Raw genomic sequence first — 15,919 nt, forward strand, 5'->3', positions numbered from 1 at the left:
ATCAAGCGTGTGCGGCGGCTGCAGCAGCGGCCTGCACGTGCTGTAGCCGGCGCTGTTTCTCGCCCATCAGCCGGCGCAGGTTGTGGTGCGAGGCCAGCATCAAAAAGGCGCCTTCCAGATACCCGGCGTGATGCAGCTGCTGCAAGCCTGCGCCATCCAGCGCGGCCAATCGCTCACGGTCGATGCTGTGCAGCCCTTCCAGGTGCACGCCGTGGCTATCGTCGAGCACTACATCCAGCTTGACCGGTTGAATCAGGCCCAGCGCATCGAAGGCGGCGCACATGGCCTGCCCCGCATCCATGCCGTCACGGATGCCGCGCAACACGCTGATGATGTGTTCCAAATACGCGCTATGCCCGCCCTGCGGCAGAAACACCGGCTCGCCGTCGGCGCGACTGATGCGCGGGTGCTCCAGGTCAACATGAATCACCGGCTCCTGCACCAGCGCGCCATCGATCCGCTGCTCCTGAAACCCGATCAGAAACGGCCCCTTGGCGACGATGCCCGGCAGGTAACCCGCATTCCAGCGGCCGTCTTGCAGAAACAGGTTTTCGTCGGGCGCAAAGCCCAGCAACGCCACCGACTGATAAGCGCCGGTGGCCGCATCCTTGCGAAAGAACAACGGGTATTCGCGTTGCAGCTCGGCGTACTCGGTGACGAATGCCGGCACAAAGCCCACCGCATCGCCGAATTCGGCACCAAAGCGCAGAATCACGCGCAGATCGTGGTGCGCCACATTGTTGAGCACTGCATATCGCGTCATCTAAAGCTCCAGCAGTGGCCTGCGATGGGCACTGCACCGGTCGGGGGATCGATCACGCGACGACATGCCGCGCCTGCTGCCCGCGAGCATTGCCAAAAAGTGCGAAGCCGGCAAGCGGCAGAGCAGCATGTGCCGGCGGACTGCAGATGATGGGCTGTCGATTGGCGGACACGTCATCCGTGGGCCGGTTTCACTTCGATGACGCAGCGCACCTGTGCCGCCTGTTGCGCTCGTCTCCGATGTTGCTGCCGGATGACGCAAGCAGCCTGTGTGGCCGGCGCGGCAGCGTCTCGCCACAGATCTCGACTGACACAGTCGCGAGCGCCGATCACGCAGAGACAGCCTGCGCGGCAGCCGGCGTGCACCAAGGCACACACCGGCTGCGCAGACAGGCCGCACTGGCGTCAAAGCATCACACCCCCTGCGATGCACTCAGAACGCGTAGCGCACACCCAACGTATAGCGCGGCTGCTGGTCGATCAGGCGGACGATCTGCTTCTCCGACCGTCCGTGCCAACGCACGTCTTCGCCGGTGAGGTTGATCGCCTCAAAACCCACGGACAGCTGCTTGTTGACCGCGTAGCTGAGGCTGAGATCGATCTGCTGGTAAGCCTCCACGTAGTACGGGTTGCGATTGGAGGCGTCCTGATTGGCGGCGATCAGGTACTCGTCGCGCCAGTTCCAGGCCAGACGCGCGCTCCAGCCGTACTTCTCGAACATCAGCATCACGTTGGCGGTATCGCTCAAGCCCAGCAACGCGAATTGATCGCGATCGATGACGTTGTTGTCGAACGCTACATCGCCTTCGACGATGGTGTAGTTGGCGTAGATACCGAAGCCGGTGCTGCCGAAGAAGTACTGACCGCCCAGCTCCCATCCGTGAATATTGGCCTTGTTCTGGTTGACCGGTCGCGACACATCGAACTGATACAGCGGGTCGGATGCATTGCCCACGATGTCGTACGCATTTTCCAACGCCAGGCTTTGCGCCGAGCCGCCGTTATACGCACCCAGGCCGCCGGTGGCAGCGGCGTTACGCAGCAAGGCCATTGCCGCAAACAGCGAGGTATCGTTGGCCGAGCAGGCCGCCGCCACGTCGTTGCCGGCTGCGCCCACCTGCGCGGTGCAGGCGCCGCTTTGCAGGAACGCCAATGCCGCCTGCGCGTCCGGCCCCGAGGTCGGATCGGTCAGGCCGTACAAGGTTTCGCGCGAGACTGTAGTGCCGATGAAATTGCTGACGCGCTTGTTCCAGAACGTGGCAGACACATAGCTGGCATCGGCGAAATACCATTCCAGCGCCAGGTCGAGGTTGTCCGATTCCAGCGGGTCCAGGGTCGGCGTCTGCGAATCGCCACTGGCGCGGTTGGACGGGTTGATCAGGACCGAGCCGGACGGCGTGTTCGGCGTGGGTCCGGCGATGAGGTTGTTGTACGGCGCGCGCGCGATGGTCTGGCCGAACGAGGCACGGCCTTTCAGCGAATCGGTGATATCGATGCTGAAATCCAGATTCGGCAGGATGTAGTTGTAGCTGGTCTTTTCGCTGAAGGGTTGCTGCTCGGCGGAGCGCAGCAACTGGAAGTCGTTGTTGGCCTGCCATTGCAGCGCGACGGGCGTGGCCACCTGCGAGGTGGATTCCACATCGGTGCGCTCGTAACGCAGGCCCAGGCGCGTGTTGGTGGTCATGCCGGCGATGTCGCCGGTCAATTCCAGTTGCACATACGCCGCTCGGGTCTTTTCTTCGACCTGATTGTCCGCGCTGTACAGCGGGTTGTAGCGCGTCGCAGCGCCGTACTGGCTTCCACCCCATAGCGCCAGCTGGCTGGCATCGCCGCGCCATGCATTACGCGCGGCGCCATTGGCGTTGAAGTCATCGAACATGCCGACGATGCTCACCGGCTGCAGCAGGTCGGTCATGCCCGGCTCCCTGCCGGCGTTGGCCACGCCCCAGTCGCCCAGCGTGGAATAATTGTCGCTGGTCAGGCGGTGCATTGTGGTGTTGGACGAGCTGACGCCGAACTGGAAACGCCCGTCGTCGAAATCGAACTTGCCATCCAGGCGGCCTTCCTTGGTCTCGGTCACCTGCTTTTGATAGTAGATGCGCTGCACCTGCGAACCCAGATTGTTCTTGGTGAAGTCCGGGTTGACCACGCCATTGGTACCGGCAAGCGAATCGGCGACGGTGGGATACCACGTGCGTGCGCCGATCGGCAGCGAGTTGTTGAACCACAACTCCTGCCCCCACTGGCCGCCGCAGGACGGACCACCGGTGCAGTTGTTGGTGCCGGCAAAGCTGAAATAAGTCGCACTGCCGCCGGTGACCGGATCGTTGGGCAGGCTCTGGGTCTTGGAGTTGTGCGCATCGAAAGTCAGCTGGAAGCGGTCGCTCACCTGCCAGTCCGCGTTGAAGCCGAGCGAACCGAGCGTGTACTTCTGCTCGTTGCGCTGCTGCTCCATACCGAAGTCCTTGGCGCCGTTGGGCACATCGCGCAGATACACCGGCGTGGCCACGGTCTGACCGGTATCGAATGTCAAATCGGTGAAGCTGTTGGCGCGTTGCAGCCAGATGCCCTGCTCGCCGCGCTCTTCGCGGATTTCATTGGACGAATAGGTGTAATCCAGGGTCAGCGTGAGGCTGTCGGTCGGTGCGAACTGCATCACCGCCTGGCCGTTCATGCGCTCGCGCTGGAAATCGGCGAACGCGTAACGGATATCGTTGGGCAGGCCATACAGCTGGCCGATGGCCGGCGCGTTGGTCACCACGGTGTCCGGACGCAGTGCCGGGTCGGTGCCGGTCCAGCGCTGGATGTTCCAGCGGTTTTCGGTGGCCTGCACCGAGCCGCCATGACGCTTCTGATAACTGGCGCTCAGGCCGATACCGAAGGTCTTGTCCGGGTTGGTGTAGCTGAAGATGCCCGACACTTCCGGGGTGAGCGAATCGCCGAACGGCTGCGAGCGGTCGGACACCATCTTGGCACCGGCATTGGCCACCACGCCCTCGTGATTGAACGGCTTGTCGGTCTGGATGTTGATCGTGGCGCCGATACCGCCGCTGGGTGCAGTGGCGCGGCTGGTCTTGAATACTTCGATGCCGGTAATGGCTTCGGAGGCGAGCTGCGCGAAATTGAACGCGCGCGTGCCCACATCCACGCCACCGATCGGCGTCTGCCCGGGCGCACCGAAGGCATCGGCACCGGGAATCAGGCGGCCATTGAGGGTGACCGTATTGAATTGCGGGCCGAAGCCGCGAGCGGTGACCTGCGCGCCTTCGCCATCGCGGCGTTCGATCGAGATGCCGGTGATGCGTTGCAGCGATTCAGCCAGGTTGGTATCCGGAAACTTGCCGATATCTTCAGCGCTGATCGCATCCACCACACCGGCGGCATCGCGCTTGATGCCCATCGACTGGTCCAGGCTGCTGCGGATACCGGTGACGTTGACGGTATCGAGCGTGGTGGCAGAGTCGCTGCTGGACTGCGGCGCGGGTGTCGGCGGCGCGACGTCCTGCGCAAACGCGGGATTGATGACCAACAGGCCGCCAACGAAGGTGAACATGGCCTTCGACTTGAAGCTGTTCAACGTACGACGCATCGATGTGTCCTCGGGAGTGGAGTCCAACCGCCTACGGCCGATGTCGCGGCATGCGACACGGCGAAGTCATGACCACCGCCCGGTAGGCGATGGAACAGCACTGCTGTGAATACGAGCAGCTGACAAACCTGCTGTGCAGCCGCCAGGCGGACGGGGCGGGTGCTCGGAATCGGCATGTACCGCTCGTACATTCCGGTTCTAAGCGCGCCGTCCGCACTCGCCTGACCACTGCTCGCTACGTTTTGTTGGTTGCTCTAACGGTCCCCTAGCGCGCATGCCGCCGATCGCCCCTTCGATCGTCGACTGCGTTGTGCATTGCATGCCTGCAGCAGACATCGCCAACAGAGGTGATGTCGGCGACAGCTGCGCAACGCGTGCCCTGCACGGTGTGTCTGCCAGTGATAGCGCTAACACGCTGCGCAGCCTAGTCAGGCGATAAAGCGCTTGTCACCGTGCGTTGCAGCATAGTGATGGGCACGCACTGTTACAGCCGATACGGCACTCGCTTGAGTCCGCATGCGGTACTCAATGGCAGCGCGGCTGTAAGCGTTATCATGCGATTGCGCGAAAACCGGCGGTAGCCACGGTGAAATTCGCACAATGAAACCGGCGCAGCGGGGTCGCACAAGGCGATTGCGCAAACGTCGCATCGACAACAACGTGGTTGACTCAGACGCGCGACGCACACGCTGGCCATGCACCGATGCCGGCTGACGTCGTGGCGTTGGAAACCAGTGCTGCGCCGACGGATGCACAAAGAAAAACGGCGCAATCTTCGCAATCGATTGCGCCATGGAGCGCGGTTGCAGCGCGCGGCGATTGCGCGCATTGGCGAGCGGGGTCGTCAGCCCACTCGCGCTGGCGACGGTCAGCCGATCACGTCCACGCGATCGTCGCTGCGGTCGGCATCCGGCAGCGCATGGTCCGGGTCCAGGGTCACATGCAGCACTTTCTGCGTGGTGGGCAGGGTCAACGTCGGGGCGGTGTTCTGCAGCCAGGTCTCCACCGGCACGCGACGGTCCAGATGGCTGCCGTCGGCCAGATCCACCCGCACGGTGACCGGCATCACCAGTTTCTGCCGGCTACGTAAGGTGAGCTGCAACCCCTTGGCCGGGTCGTGATCGACGTACTGCGCGCGGGCGATGCCCATGTCCAGCTGCCAGTTATTGAGATACCAGCCGCGCCACCACCAGCTCAGGTCTTCACCGCTTTCGCTTTCCATCAACCGGAAAAAATCCGAAGGCGTGGGATGTTTGTAAGCCCAGGTGGCGATGTATTTGCGAAACGCCGGATCGAAGCGCTCCGGTCCCAGAATCTGCTCGCGCAGCAACACCAACCCCAACGCGCCTTTGAAATAGGTCAGCGGATGACGGTAGGTTTCGCTGGTGGCATCGGCGATATCCATCAAGGTGGGCGCCGTGCGATCTGCCAGCAACGGCAGGATTTCATCGACCGGGTTTCCGCCCTTGGGCGCATATTCCGAGTCGCGCTTGGGCGCGTATTCGCCCTTGTTGAAGGCATCCGATGCGTACACATCGATAAAGGTGTTGAAACCTTCGTCCATGAAGGCATGGCGGCGTTCGTTGGAGCCGACGATCATCGGGAACCAGGTGTGGCCGATCTCGTGTGCGGTGATCCAGAACAGGTCTTTGCCGCCGTCCTCGAAGCCATCGAAGACGATGCCCGGGTACTCCATGCCCGCGCCGTAGCCGCCCAGGTTGATCGCAGCGGGCCACGGGTACGCATACCACTGCGAAAAATGTTCGATCGCACCTTTGACGTATTCGGTGGAGCGGTTCCATTTATCCGCGCCCACCCCCTCCACCGGGTACACCGACATCGCCAGCGACTGCTTGCCGCCCGGCAGATTGATGCGTGCGGCATCCCATACAAACCCAGGCGATGCGGCAAACGCGACATCGCGCGTGTGCTCCATATGGAAGCGCCAGGTGCGCGTGCCGCTGGCTGCCGGCGCCGCTGCGCGTGCGGCGACCTCTGCAGGCGTGCGGATCAGCACCGTGCGGTCGCTGTCGCGCGCCTGTTGCAGACGTTGCTGCTCGGCGCGGCTGAGCACCTCGGTCGGGTTGGTCAACGCACCGGAACCGGCCACCAGAAATCCATCCGGCACGGTCACCGCGTAATCGAAGTCGCCGTACTCCAGATAGAACTCCGAGCCCAGATACGGTTGCGTGTCCCAGCCACGCAGATCGTCGTAGACGGCCATGCGCGGGTACCACTGCGCAATTTCGTAGATTTCGCCCTGCTTGCTGGCGCTGTAGGCGGTGCGCCCGCCCCAGGTGCCGGGAATGCGGTAGCGGTAACGAATCTGCAGCGTCAGCGCCTTGCCCTGCCCGGCTAGCGGTTCTGGCAGATCCACGCGCATGCGGGTGTCGTCCACCACGAAATGCGCGGGCTGGCGGCGGCCATCGCGCTCGATCTCCACGCTGGCGATCTGCATGCCCTCGGTGAACTCGGTGCGCCGCGATGGACGGCTGGCCGCCGCGCGCGCGTCGGCGCGGTACATGTTCTGGTCCAGCTGCAGCCAAAGCACGTCCAACGCGTCCGGGCTGTGGTTGGTGTAATGGATGGCGGCGGTGCCGGTGAGCGTGTGACTGGCCGGATCGATGCGCGCGTCGAGCTGGTAATCGGCACGGTTCTGCCAGAACAACGGCCCGGGCACGCCACTGCCGCTGCGATACGCATTGGGCGCATCGGGCAAATGCAACGGTGCGAACAAGGCCAGTGGATCGAAAGGACTGGCCAGTGCGGGTGCTGCGGTTGCGGAACTGGCTGGTGCGGGAGCGGCAAGTGCGGGCACGGCAACGCATGCCAGTGACAATGCAACGGTAAGCGATCGGCGCACGGTGGGGGTCATGCGAAATCCTGCGGCGTGGGGGACTTCCATCCTACGGCGCGCCTCGCCGCGCGCGGGAATGCCATTGGTCCCGGATGGCGCTGCACGATTCCGCGGCAGCAGCGCTCCGCTCGACGATCTGCGCGACGGCCATGCCGGTGATGCTGAGAGCGACTACCAAAACTAATCCACGCCTGCCTACCGCAGAGCGGCTGATCTGCGGCTTAAAGTGGACAACAAAACGTAGCGAGCAGTCGTCAGGTGGGTGCGGACGGCGCGGAGGAACCGGAGTGTTACGAGTGGGACATGAGGATTCCGAGCACCGGCCGCGCCCCCTGGCGGCTGCACAGTAGTTTTATTAGCTGCTCTTGGTTGCAGGGCCCTTGCCCACCTACCATCGCGGGACACGCTGCAAGTACGTCCTTGTCAGCGCTTACTCGGCATCCATGCCGCGTAAGGTCCCGCGACGGTAGGCAGGCAAGGACCAGTTGGGATGGTCGGGATGCATGCTTTGAGTAAAGCAGCCAGCAAACTCTCTGGTGCGGTGTGCTCGCCGATTGCGGGACCGTGTGGCGGCATGGATGCCGCCACCGAGTCCGCATGGACGGGTTCACGGCGTGTCCCGCGAGCGGCAAGGGCACCGCGCACGCGATCCACTCAGCGTTTGACCTGGACTTCTGACCGCATCCACCAAGACACGGCCGACAAAACCAGACTCACCGCCAGGCGCCCGCTCGCTACGTTTTTGTTAGCCACTCTTATTCCGGAATCAAGCTGCCCAGTCGTAACGCACCATCGCCGTCCGCGCCGAGTGCGTCATCCGGATTGCTCAAGCGGCAGCGGCGCAACGACAGGCAGCCGCAGCCGATGCAATCGGTGAGCTGGTCGCGCAGGGCCTGCAGTTCGCTGATGCGCGCATCCAGCTGCCCGCGCCAGCGCGCGGACATGCGCGCCCATTCCGCGCGCGTGGGCGTGCGCTGATCCGGTAATACCGAGAACGCGTCCAGCACCTGCTGCAATGGCACCCCGAGCCGTTGCGCGACACGAATCACCGCGATGCGCCGCAACACATCGCGCGCATAACGCCGCTGATTTCCTGCAGTGCGCAGGCTGCGGATCAAGCCTTTGCGCTCATAGAAATGCAATGCCGATACCGCCACGCCACTGCGCTTGGCCAGCTTCGCCCACCGACAACTCACGCTGCATTGCCTTGACCTCAACCTTGGTTGAGGCAGGATGCTGCGCGGCCATGACCGACGCAAGCGCCACGGTCACGCCCCTGCTCACTCGCTCTGGATGTTCGATGCCCACCGATACCGCCCTGCCCGCCACACCGCCCCACGCCACGCACCCCACCTCGATCCTGGCAGCGCCATATCGCGCCGCCACGCTCGGCATGGTCGCGCTGGTATCGCTCAATGCCTTCGAATCGCTGGCGGTGGCCGCCGCCATGCCCACCGTGGCGCGCGAGTTGAACGGCTTGCCGCTGTATGCGCTGGCCTTTGGCGGCACCCTGGCCACCAGCGTGGTGGGCATGACCGCCGCCGGGCGCTGGAGCGACCGTCGCGGCCCCGGCGGCGCGCTGGGCATCGGGCTGCTGTGTTTTGTGATCGGGCTATTGATCGCCGGGCTGGCGCCCAGCATGCCGTCGCTGATCGCCGGGCGCCTGTTGCAGGGGCTGGGCGCCGGCGCGTATTCGGTGGCGTTGTACGTGATTGTCGGGCGGCTGTATCCGGAAGCGTTGCGGCCACGCGTGTTTGCCGCGTTCTCCGCCGGCTGGGTGGTGCCGTCGTTGATCGGGCCGAGCATCAGCGGGTTGATCGTGCAGCACGTGGGCTGGCGTTGGGTGTTTCTGTCGGTGCCGCTGCTGGCGATCCCGGCCGGGTTGATGCTGTGGCCGGCACTGCGCGGGCGGAGCTGGACCAATGCGGATCCCGCCGCGCCGACTGCGTCGCTGGGCTGGGCCATCGGCGCGGCATTGGGCGTACTGGGCGTGTACCTGGGCGGTCAGTTGCACGGCATGACTGCGCTGGGCGCGATGCTGCCGCCGCTGTTGCTCACGCTGTATTGCGCGTGGCAACTATTGCCGGCCGGCACACTGCAGCTGGCACGCGGGTTGCCCAGCGTGATCGCGCTGCGTGGCATCGCCGCGGCGGCATTCTTTGGGTTCGAGGCGTTCTTGCCGTTGCTGCTGTCGCGCGAACGCGGGCTCACGCCACTGCTGGCGGGCGTGGCACTGAGCGTGGGCGCGCTCGGCTGGTTCAGTGGCTCGTGGTACCAGGGCCACAGCCGCGCCGGCTGGTCGCGGCCACGCCTGCTCAAGACCGGCGCGCTGCTGATGACGCTGGGCATCGTGATCGGCGCAGGCGCGGTGTGGCCGGTGATTCCGGTGCCGCTGGCAGTCGCCGGCTGGGCGCTGACCGGCCTGGGCATGGGCCTGGTGTATCCCAGCCTGTCGGTGCTGACGCTGGCCTTGTCGCCACCGGCGCAGCAAGGCGCCAACAGCTCTGCGATGCAGCTGAGCGAAGCGATTGCCGTTGCCGGCATGCTGGCGCTGGCCGGCGCGCTCTTCGCCGCGCTGTTGGCGTCGGCACCATGGGCGGCCTACCTGAGCGTCTTCGCGCTGGCCTGGTTGCTGGCGATGGCGGGCTTTTTTGTGGCGCGCCGGGTGTGACGAGGGCTGCGTGGTTGGCGCGGTGAGTCGTGGTGCCGAGATAGGCCGATGCCGCATGCGCATCGGATCGACGCGGATACGTCGTGCAGGCCTTCTGCAAACGAGCATGCCTGGTGGGCCGACTGCATCCGCAGTGACATCGCGATGCAGAGCGCTTCCAGAAGTTTGCCGATTCTGTCCAGATCGCTACAAAAGCTGCGCCGGCTTGCTCACCGCGAGCGATTGGTCATTTTTTCGCCACCCATCTTGACAGCGTTGCGGGCCGGGGCCTGCACGCAGTTGTCCACAGCCTTGTGCAAGTTCCATCCACAGGGGGTGTGGAAAACCTGCGCTGCGTCGCACAGCCCGCAGGGCTTGCGCGCAACTGCGGCGTATGCAAAGCAAACGCCGCAGTTGCCTGGACACGCGTGCCGCGCATCGTCGGTACGACCACATCGCCTATCTGCAACGCGCCGACGCGTTGAGATCAGTCCACGATCACATGCGGCACGAAGCGCGAGGTGTCGCGGGTAATCGGACCATCATCATCGCGCATGCCCAACCCGGCGGGGCGATCGGCCACCACCCAACTGCCCACCAGCGCATGGCGGCCATCGAAGACCGGCAGCGGGTGGTGCGCCTGCAGGATCGCCGGGCCGTCCACATACGGGCCATCGGTGTGTGCGGCCTCGCCTTGCGCGGTGACCAGCGCGATGTTGGCGCCTTCGCGCGAGAGCAGCGGTTTGCGTACCCAACCGGCAGCGGGTGCCTCGCCGGCCTGCGCAAAGCGCGCTGCCAGCAGATTGGGATGCCCTTCATGGCGTTCCCACAGCAGCGGCAGGATGCCCTTGTTGCTCAATACCGATTTCCATGCTGGTTCGATCAGGCGCACGCGGTTGGCGATCAACGCCGGGCCGAAGCGCTCTTCCATCATGAATTCCAGCGGATACAGCTTGAACAAGGTCTGGATCACGCGGTCCTGGTCATCGGTGAACCAGCCTTCGGCGCTCAGACCAATGTCTTCGATGGCGACTTCTTCGGTCGCAATGCCGACCTGATGCGCGCAATCGCGCAGATAACGCACGGTGGCGCGGTCTTCCAGCGAATCGCGCACCGCTGAAAAATGCATCTGCGCACCCAACGCGCCATCCACCGCCAGCGCGCCCAGCGTTTCGCACAACAGATCCTGGATCAGGTTGTACTGATCGGTGCCCGCTGGCAGCACGCCGGCAGCGATCTGCTGCTCCAGCCACAACCACTGGAAATACGCAGCCTCATACAGCGAGGTAGGCGTGTCGTAATTGAGCTCGTACAACTTGGCCGGGCCGTTGCCGGAGTACGCCAGGTCCATGCGGCCATACAGATGCGGGTCGCGGTTCTTCCAGGAGTTGGCGATCCAGTCCCAGTAAAACGGCGGGATGGCCAGCTTGGTCAGCAGCGCCTCGGAGCCGGCCACTTCGTCCACCAGCTGCATCGCCATGTCGTGCAGGTCTTGGGTGGGCGCCTCGATGTCGTCTTCGATCTGCCGCAGCGAAAAGGCGTAGTACGCGCGTTCGTCCCAATACGGCTCGCCGTCGATGGTGTGGAAATGGAAACCAAGCGACTCGGCCTGCGTGCGCCAATCCGGGCGTTCGGCAATTGCGATGCGTTGCATGTCAGCCGCCGAACCCGGAACTGCGCCCGCCGCTGCCGAACGAGCTGCGTGCCGCCGCACTGGAGCCAAAGCCTGAGCGCGACACGGTGATCGCGCGCGTCGGCATATCGGTCGCGCCGCTACGTCCGCGCACGCTGCCGATACGATTGCTGGCCAGATCGCCATTGGGCTTGTAATAGCCCCCGCTGCGGTAATCGCGATACAACGGAATCGAGCCGCCGTAACGATAGCCGCCACCGCCGGTCATGTTGCCCAGCGCGTAGCCCAGCAAAAATCCGCCCATCGGCGGAATCCAGCTCTGCTGGCCCTGATTCTGCACCGCAGTGCAGCTACCGAACTGTTCGTCGCACTCGTAGCGCGTGTTGAAACGCGGCGCGGCCTGCTGGTGCTTGGCCACCGCCTCGTCGTAGGCCTTGAGGCATTGCTGGATGTCGTTCTGTTCCTGCTTGACCTGGTAGCAGTCGGAGGCCGACTGCAGCACCACGCCGGTTTCCGGCTCCGAGCCGCAGCCGGTGACTAGCGCGGCCGGCAATGCCGCCATCAGGGTGAGCTTGAGATTGCGTGATCGCTTCATGGCGCAGGCTCCGTTACGGCGTGATCGCCGCGGCGTTGATCAGGCCAACCGCGATCGATACGCCGGCAGAAAAAATACCGGCGGCGGCGACGTTGTCGGTGATCTGCCGCGAGATGCGTCCGGCCACCAGGTTGGCCAGCAGATACGCCACCACCTGGATGCCGCAGGCGACCACGCCCCAGATCAAGGCATCGATCAGACTCACAGAATGGGTAATGGCCGAATGCAGCGGCAGCGCCACCCCGATCAGGTTGCCGGCCAGCGCGGTGGCGGCGGCCACATTGCCTTGCCGCAGCAAGGTGAAATCCTTGTGCGGGGTGACCAGGGTCACCAGCACCACCGCGACGATCAACACGCCCAGGCCAGTACCGAAGTAGGAAAGAAACGCGAGAAAACTTTGCAGATTGATCGGATTCATGACAGGACCGGTTGAGTGAAGGGCGAGCGCGCGCTCAGGTGATGTCTAGATCGGCGACGGTGACGTCGATACCGACTGCGTAGGTCACGCAAAATTCGTTGGGGCCGGAATCCTCGCCGGTCACCAGCAAAAATTCTTCGCGCTGCAGCTCTGGCACATCGCGGCTGTAGAGCATGGCGTAATGGGTCAGGTCGCCATCGCGGCGCGGCGGCTGATAGCGGTACAGCACCTCGTCGTAGGCGATCGGCGGAATGCGTGCACTGTCGTCGGTGGATTGTGTGGCGCGCCCCCAGCGTTTGCCGGCGTACTCGATCTGCGCCGCGCCCAGGTGCGGGTGCTGCATCACGAACTCCTGAAACGCCTGCTTGCTCGGCGGGTTCACCGTCTCGCAATACACGAACGCCTTCATCGCCTCCAGATCGCCGCCCACGGTGGTGACCTGCAAAAACGCATCGTCGTCCAGATAGAACCGGTGCAGCGAATAACCATCGCCCAGATTGACGTGGCCATAGCACGGAATGCCCTGATTGCCGCCCGGCAACTCGGCGGTCATGGCATCCGGCGCCATGCGATACAGCGTGGTATCGATGGCCACCTGCCCCCCACGCGCAGGCCCAGCGGCAGTGCATGCCCGATGGCGCCGGTGCCGGAGCTGGGCAACGGTGGCGGTTGCGGTTGGCCGAACAACTTGCTGAAAAAACTCATCGTCAGACACCTTGTGGCGATGCAGGAATGGGGTCGGCGGCGCGCAGTGCCTGCCACGCAATCGCCTGCGCTGGCACACGCTGTTCGGCCAGGTAATACAGCATGGCACCGCCGGCGACAGCGGTACGTGCTGGCGGGTTCAAGCGCAATGCGCCATCGGGCGCGCGCAGCCCCAGCAGCAAAGCGCCGCGCTGGCTGAAATCGGCGGCGAGCCGGCTGTAATCCAGCGCATCCAAATTCGCAGGCACGGCAAGACTGAACTGGGTGGGGCCATCGTCCACCGACAACAACTCGGCGGTGATGGCGGCACTGCCCGGGTCCTGCGCGGCACGGGCCAGGATTTCTGCAGTCATCGGGCGCGTGCACTCGATGGCCGGGTAATGGTGGTTGACCAGGCGCGCGGCGCTGGCCGAGTCGAAATGCGCCACCACATGCGCGCCCGGCGCATGCGCCATCAACGCGAACACCGCGGCCAGGGTCTGGTCGTCGGACGGCGGGTTGACGATCACCCGCGCCGCGCCCGCGATGCCGGCGCGCAGGTACACCTCGGTATGCGTGTACGACTCGGCGGCGACAAAGCGCATATGGTCGGGCATCGGGTTTTCAGCGACCCCTTCGGCGATCAGCACCACGCCTTCGTCGTCGGTGGCGGTGTCCGACAGCAGCAGCTCCAGCAAGCGTGCCGAGGCCGCGCCCTGCCAGCCGATCAGAATGGTGTGCCCGCTCAAATCGGCGTAGGCCATCTTGCCCATGGAATGGCGCCTCCAAAACGTGATGAGGACGCCGCTGGTCTTGGCCAGCACCGTGGCGAACAACGCCACCGCGCCCGGCATCAACACGAACGCGGCGATATAGCGCCCGGCCACCGAGCCCGGCGACAGGTCGCCATAGCCGATGGTGGTGGCGGTGGTCATGTAGTAATACGGAAACGCATCCAGGCCGACCAGCTTGTGCTCGCCAGCCAGCCACAGCAACGCCCAGCTCAGGCCCATGTGGGCCAGCAACGCCAGCGCCACCATGCCCCAACTGACGCGGCGCACATGGCGCCGCAAGACCCGGAACAGCTTTCCAACGATGATCATGGCGCGTCCTGTGCCGTGCCGCTGTAAGAGCGGCTAACAAAACGTAGTGAGCAGTCGTCAGGTGGGTGTGGACGGCGCGGAGGAACCGGAGTGTACGAGTGGTACATGAGGATTCCGAGCACCGGCCGCGCCCGCCTGGCGGTGAGCACAGTCGTTTTATCAGCTGTTCTAAGTCAGCTGTCGCTGCGGGGAACCTGCTGCACGTCGCGCACCTGGCCGATCAACGGCGCGGTCCCGCTGGCGGTGTCGTGGCCGAGTTGGGCGGCCGGCTTCTTGAAGCGTGCCAGCACCGCGGCCGCATTGGATTCGCCTTCCATCAGGCCGGCTGCGGCCAGACGCCGATTCAGATCGCCATCGCCAGTGGACGATTCGAGCTCTTCGGCCGATTCGATGCGTGCGGAGGTTTCGGCCTGGCGCGCCTTGATGCGTTCAAGCGATTCCAGTGCCGAGCCCATCTTGCTGCTGGCACCGGAATGCCGCGCAGCGATGGCGGCCTGCGCCTTCTGCACCGCGTCGGTGGCCTTGACGGTGTCGATCTGCTGGCGCATGCCGCGCAGCTGGTTTTCGGTCTTCTGGATGGTGGCCTTGAGCGTCACCACCGATTGGTCCAGCGACGTCTTGGACGCCTTGTCGCCGGCGTCTTCGCTTTCCAGCGCGGCCAGTTTGACCGCCACGTCATGCGCCAGCGCTTCGTCGTTCTTGGCCAGCGCGCCTTCGATGTAACGCGTGTACTCGGCCATCTTGCCGCCACGCGCGTCGATCTTCTGCTGCGCCAGCTTGCTCTGTGCCATCAGCTTGGTCAGCTCTTCGCGCGAGCGCGTGAGCTGGGCGCCGGCATCGCGCATTTCCTGGTCCAGGATGCGCAACGCATTGGCGTCGACCGCTTTCTGGCCGGTTTCATGTGCGGTGCCACGCAGCAGCGTGATCAGTTTGGAAAAAATACTCATGACAACACGCCTTTAGGAAAAGAACGGCTTGAGAGATTCGGCGGCATCCAGCGTATTGGCCGCCAGGGTCTGGATTTCCTCGTCGATCTGGTCGAGCGTGGACGACGCCGACAGCTCGCCGAAGACCACATAGGCATCCTTGCCATCGACCTGGACCAGGCCCAGGTTGGACAAGGGATTGAGCGGATTGAGCCGCAGGCAGGCGTCGTTGAAGGCTGCGCGGTCGCTGACCTGGTCGGCGTTGGCCAGCAGTGTGGAAACGAACACCTGCGAGCCGGAGGCGGCAACCTGGATCTGCATGTCGCCGTGGTCGGCCAGGATGAGGTTGATGGCCGGTTCCAGCCCGTCGATCAACTCGACCTCGATCGGCTGGTCGCGGTAGCGCTCGGCCAGCAGGCCGTGCAATTCGACAGTGGTGTACTGCGTCATACGATGTCCTGTCCTTTGGAAACGATGGTCAAGCGATGGGCGGACATACTACAGACTGTTCGCGACCGGCAGAACGTGCCGTTTGGCACCGGTTATGCCGCATCCAGTGCCGCGGCTTTGGCGGATGCGCAGCACGGCCGGGTCCCGGTCTGCCCAGGGCAGCGAGGCGTCCGGACAGGGCGGCAGAGGCCGGGCGCCAGGCGTCGCGCGCCTGCATGCCAAGGCCGCTGTGCGTGGCACCGACCGGATACA

At 64.4% G+C, this 15,919-nt stretch carries 10 protein-coding genes, 3 other RNA genes and 2 pseudogenes; 2 read left to right on the forward strand and 13 right to left on the reverse strand.

Features of this window, described 5'->3' with window-relative positions; all coding sequences use genetic code 11:
• Nucleotide 1 precedes the first annotated feature (1 nt).
• Nucleotides 2–763: a SapC family protein gene (locus tag ACZZ0O_RS21165; protein ID WP_323537466.1), complete on the reverse strand. Its 762-nt coding sequence runs from the start codon at nt 761–763 to the stop codon at nt 2–4.
• Between the two features lie 432 nt (nt 764–1,195).
• Nucleotides 1,196–4,351 carry a TonB-dependent receptor gene (locus ACZZ0O_RS21170; protein WP_463602855.1) on the reverse strand — a complete coding sequence of 1,052 codons (3,156 nt, stop codon included), beginning with the start codon at nt 4,349–4,351 and terminating at the stop codon, nt 1,196–1,198.
• Between the two features lie 174 nt (nt 4,352–4,525).
• Between ACZZ0O_RS21170 and ACZZ0O_RS21175 the strand changes: the two genes are divergently transcribed.
• Nucleotides 4,526–4,602: non-coding RNA, sX9 sRNA (locus tag ACZZ0O_RS21175), on the forward strand.
• Nucleotides 4,603–5,219: 617 nt separating this feature from the next.
• On the opposite strand, the gene ACZZ0O_RS21180 is transcribed toward ACZZ0O_RS21175, so the two are convergent.
• The 3 genes and pseudogenes from ACZZ0O_RS21180 to soxR form a co-directional block, all read right to left on the reverse strand.
• Nucleotides 5,220–7,226, reverse strand: coding sequence for a M1 family metallopeptidase (locus tag ACZZ0O_RS21180; RefSeq protein ID WP_463591767.1), 2,007 nt, complete (start codon nt 7,224–7,226; stop codon nt 5,220–5,222).
• Nucleotides 7,227–7,436: 210 nt separating this feature from the next.
• A non-coding RNA gene (locus ACZZ0O_RS21185) (sX9 sRNA) lies at nt 7,437–7,513 on the reverse strand.
• 450 nt (nt 7,514–7,963) lie between these two features.
• Nucleotides 7,964–8,411: pseudogene (gene soxR, locus ACZZ0O_RS21190) on the reverse strand (redox-sensitive transcriptional activator SoxR).
• A gap of 97 nt (nt 8,412–8,508) precedes the next feature.
• Here soxR and ACZZ0O_RS21195 point away from each other — a divergent pair.
• Nucleotides 8,509–9,879: an MFS transporter gene (locus tag ACZZ0O_RS21195; protein ID WP_463591768.1), complete on the forward strand. Its 1,371-nt coding sequence runs from the start codon at nt 8,509–8,511 to the stop codon at nt 9,877–9,879.
• Nucleotides 9,880–10,345: 466 nt separating this feature from the next.
• Here ACZZ0O_RS21195 and ACZZ0O_RS21200 read toward each other — a convergent pair whose 3' ends face one another.
• The 8 genes and pseudogenes from ACZZ0O_RS21200 to ACZZ0O_RS21235 form a co-directional block, all read right to left on the reverse strand.
• Nucleotides 10,346–11,512, reverse strand: coding sequence for a glutathionylspermidine synthase family protein (locus ACZZ0O_RS21200; protein WP_463591769.1), 1,167 nt, complete (start codon nt 11,510–11,512; stop codon nt 10,346–10,348).
• Between the two features lies 1 nt (nt 11,513).
• On the reverse strand, nt 11,514–12,086 hold the full coding sequence (locus ACZZ0O_RS21205) for a DUF1190 domain-containing protein (protein ID WP_463591770.1): 573 nt from the start codon (nt 12,084–12,086) through the stop codon (nt 11,514–11,516).
• Nucleotides 12,087–12,099: 13 nt separating this feature from the next.
• Entirely contained in the window at nt 12,100–12,504 is a 405-nt protein-coding gene (locus ACZZ0O_RS21210) for a DUF350 domain-containing protein (RefSeq protein ID WP_115513533.1), read from the reverse strand.
• Nucleotides 12,505–12,538: 34 nt separating this feature from the next.
• Nucleotides 12,539–13,215, reverse strand: a pseudogene (locus tag ACZZ0O_RS21215) (YjfK family protein).
• Nucleotides 13,212–14,291, reverse strand: coding sequence for a potassium channel family protein (locus ACZZ0O_RS21220; protein WP_463591771.1), 1,080 nt, complete (start codon nt 14,289–14,291; stop codon nt 13,212–13,214). Before ACZZ0O_RS21220 ends, ACZZ0O_RS21215 begins: the two are co-directional and overlap by 4 nt.
• 31 nt (nt 14,292–14,322) lie before the next feature.
• Nucleotides 14,323–14,398: non-coding RNA, sX9 sRNA (locus tag ACZZ0O_RS21225), on the reverse strand.
• Between the two features lie 66 nt (nt 14,399–14,464).
• Nucleotides 14,465–15,238, reverse strand: a complete 774-nt coding sequence (locus ACZZ0O_RS21230) for a PspA/IM30 family protein (RefSeq protein WP_115513536.1) — start codon at nt 15,236–15,238, stop codon at nt 14,465–14,467.
• 12 nt (nt 15,239–15,250) lie between these two features.
• Nucleotides 15,251–15,667, reverse strand: coding sequence for a YjfI family protein (locus tag ACZZ0O_RS21235; RefSeq protein WP_055849451.1), 417 nt, complete (start codon nt 15,665–15,667; stop codon nt 15,251–15,253).
• Between the last annotated feature and the right edge of the window lie 252 nt (nt 15,668–15,919).

Source organism: Xanthomonas sp. AC360 (genome assembly GCF_979258225.1).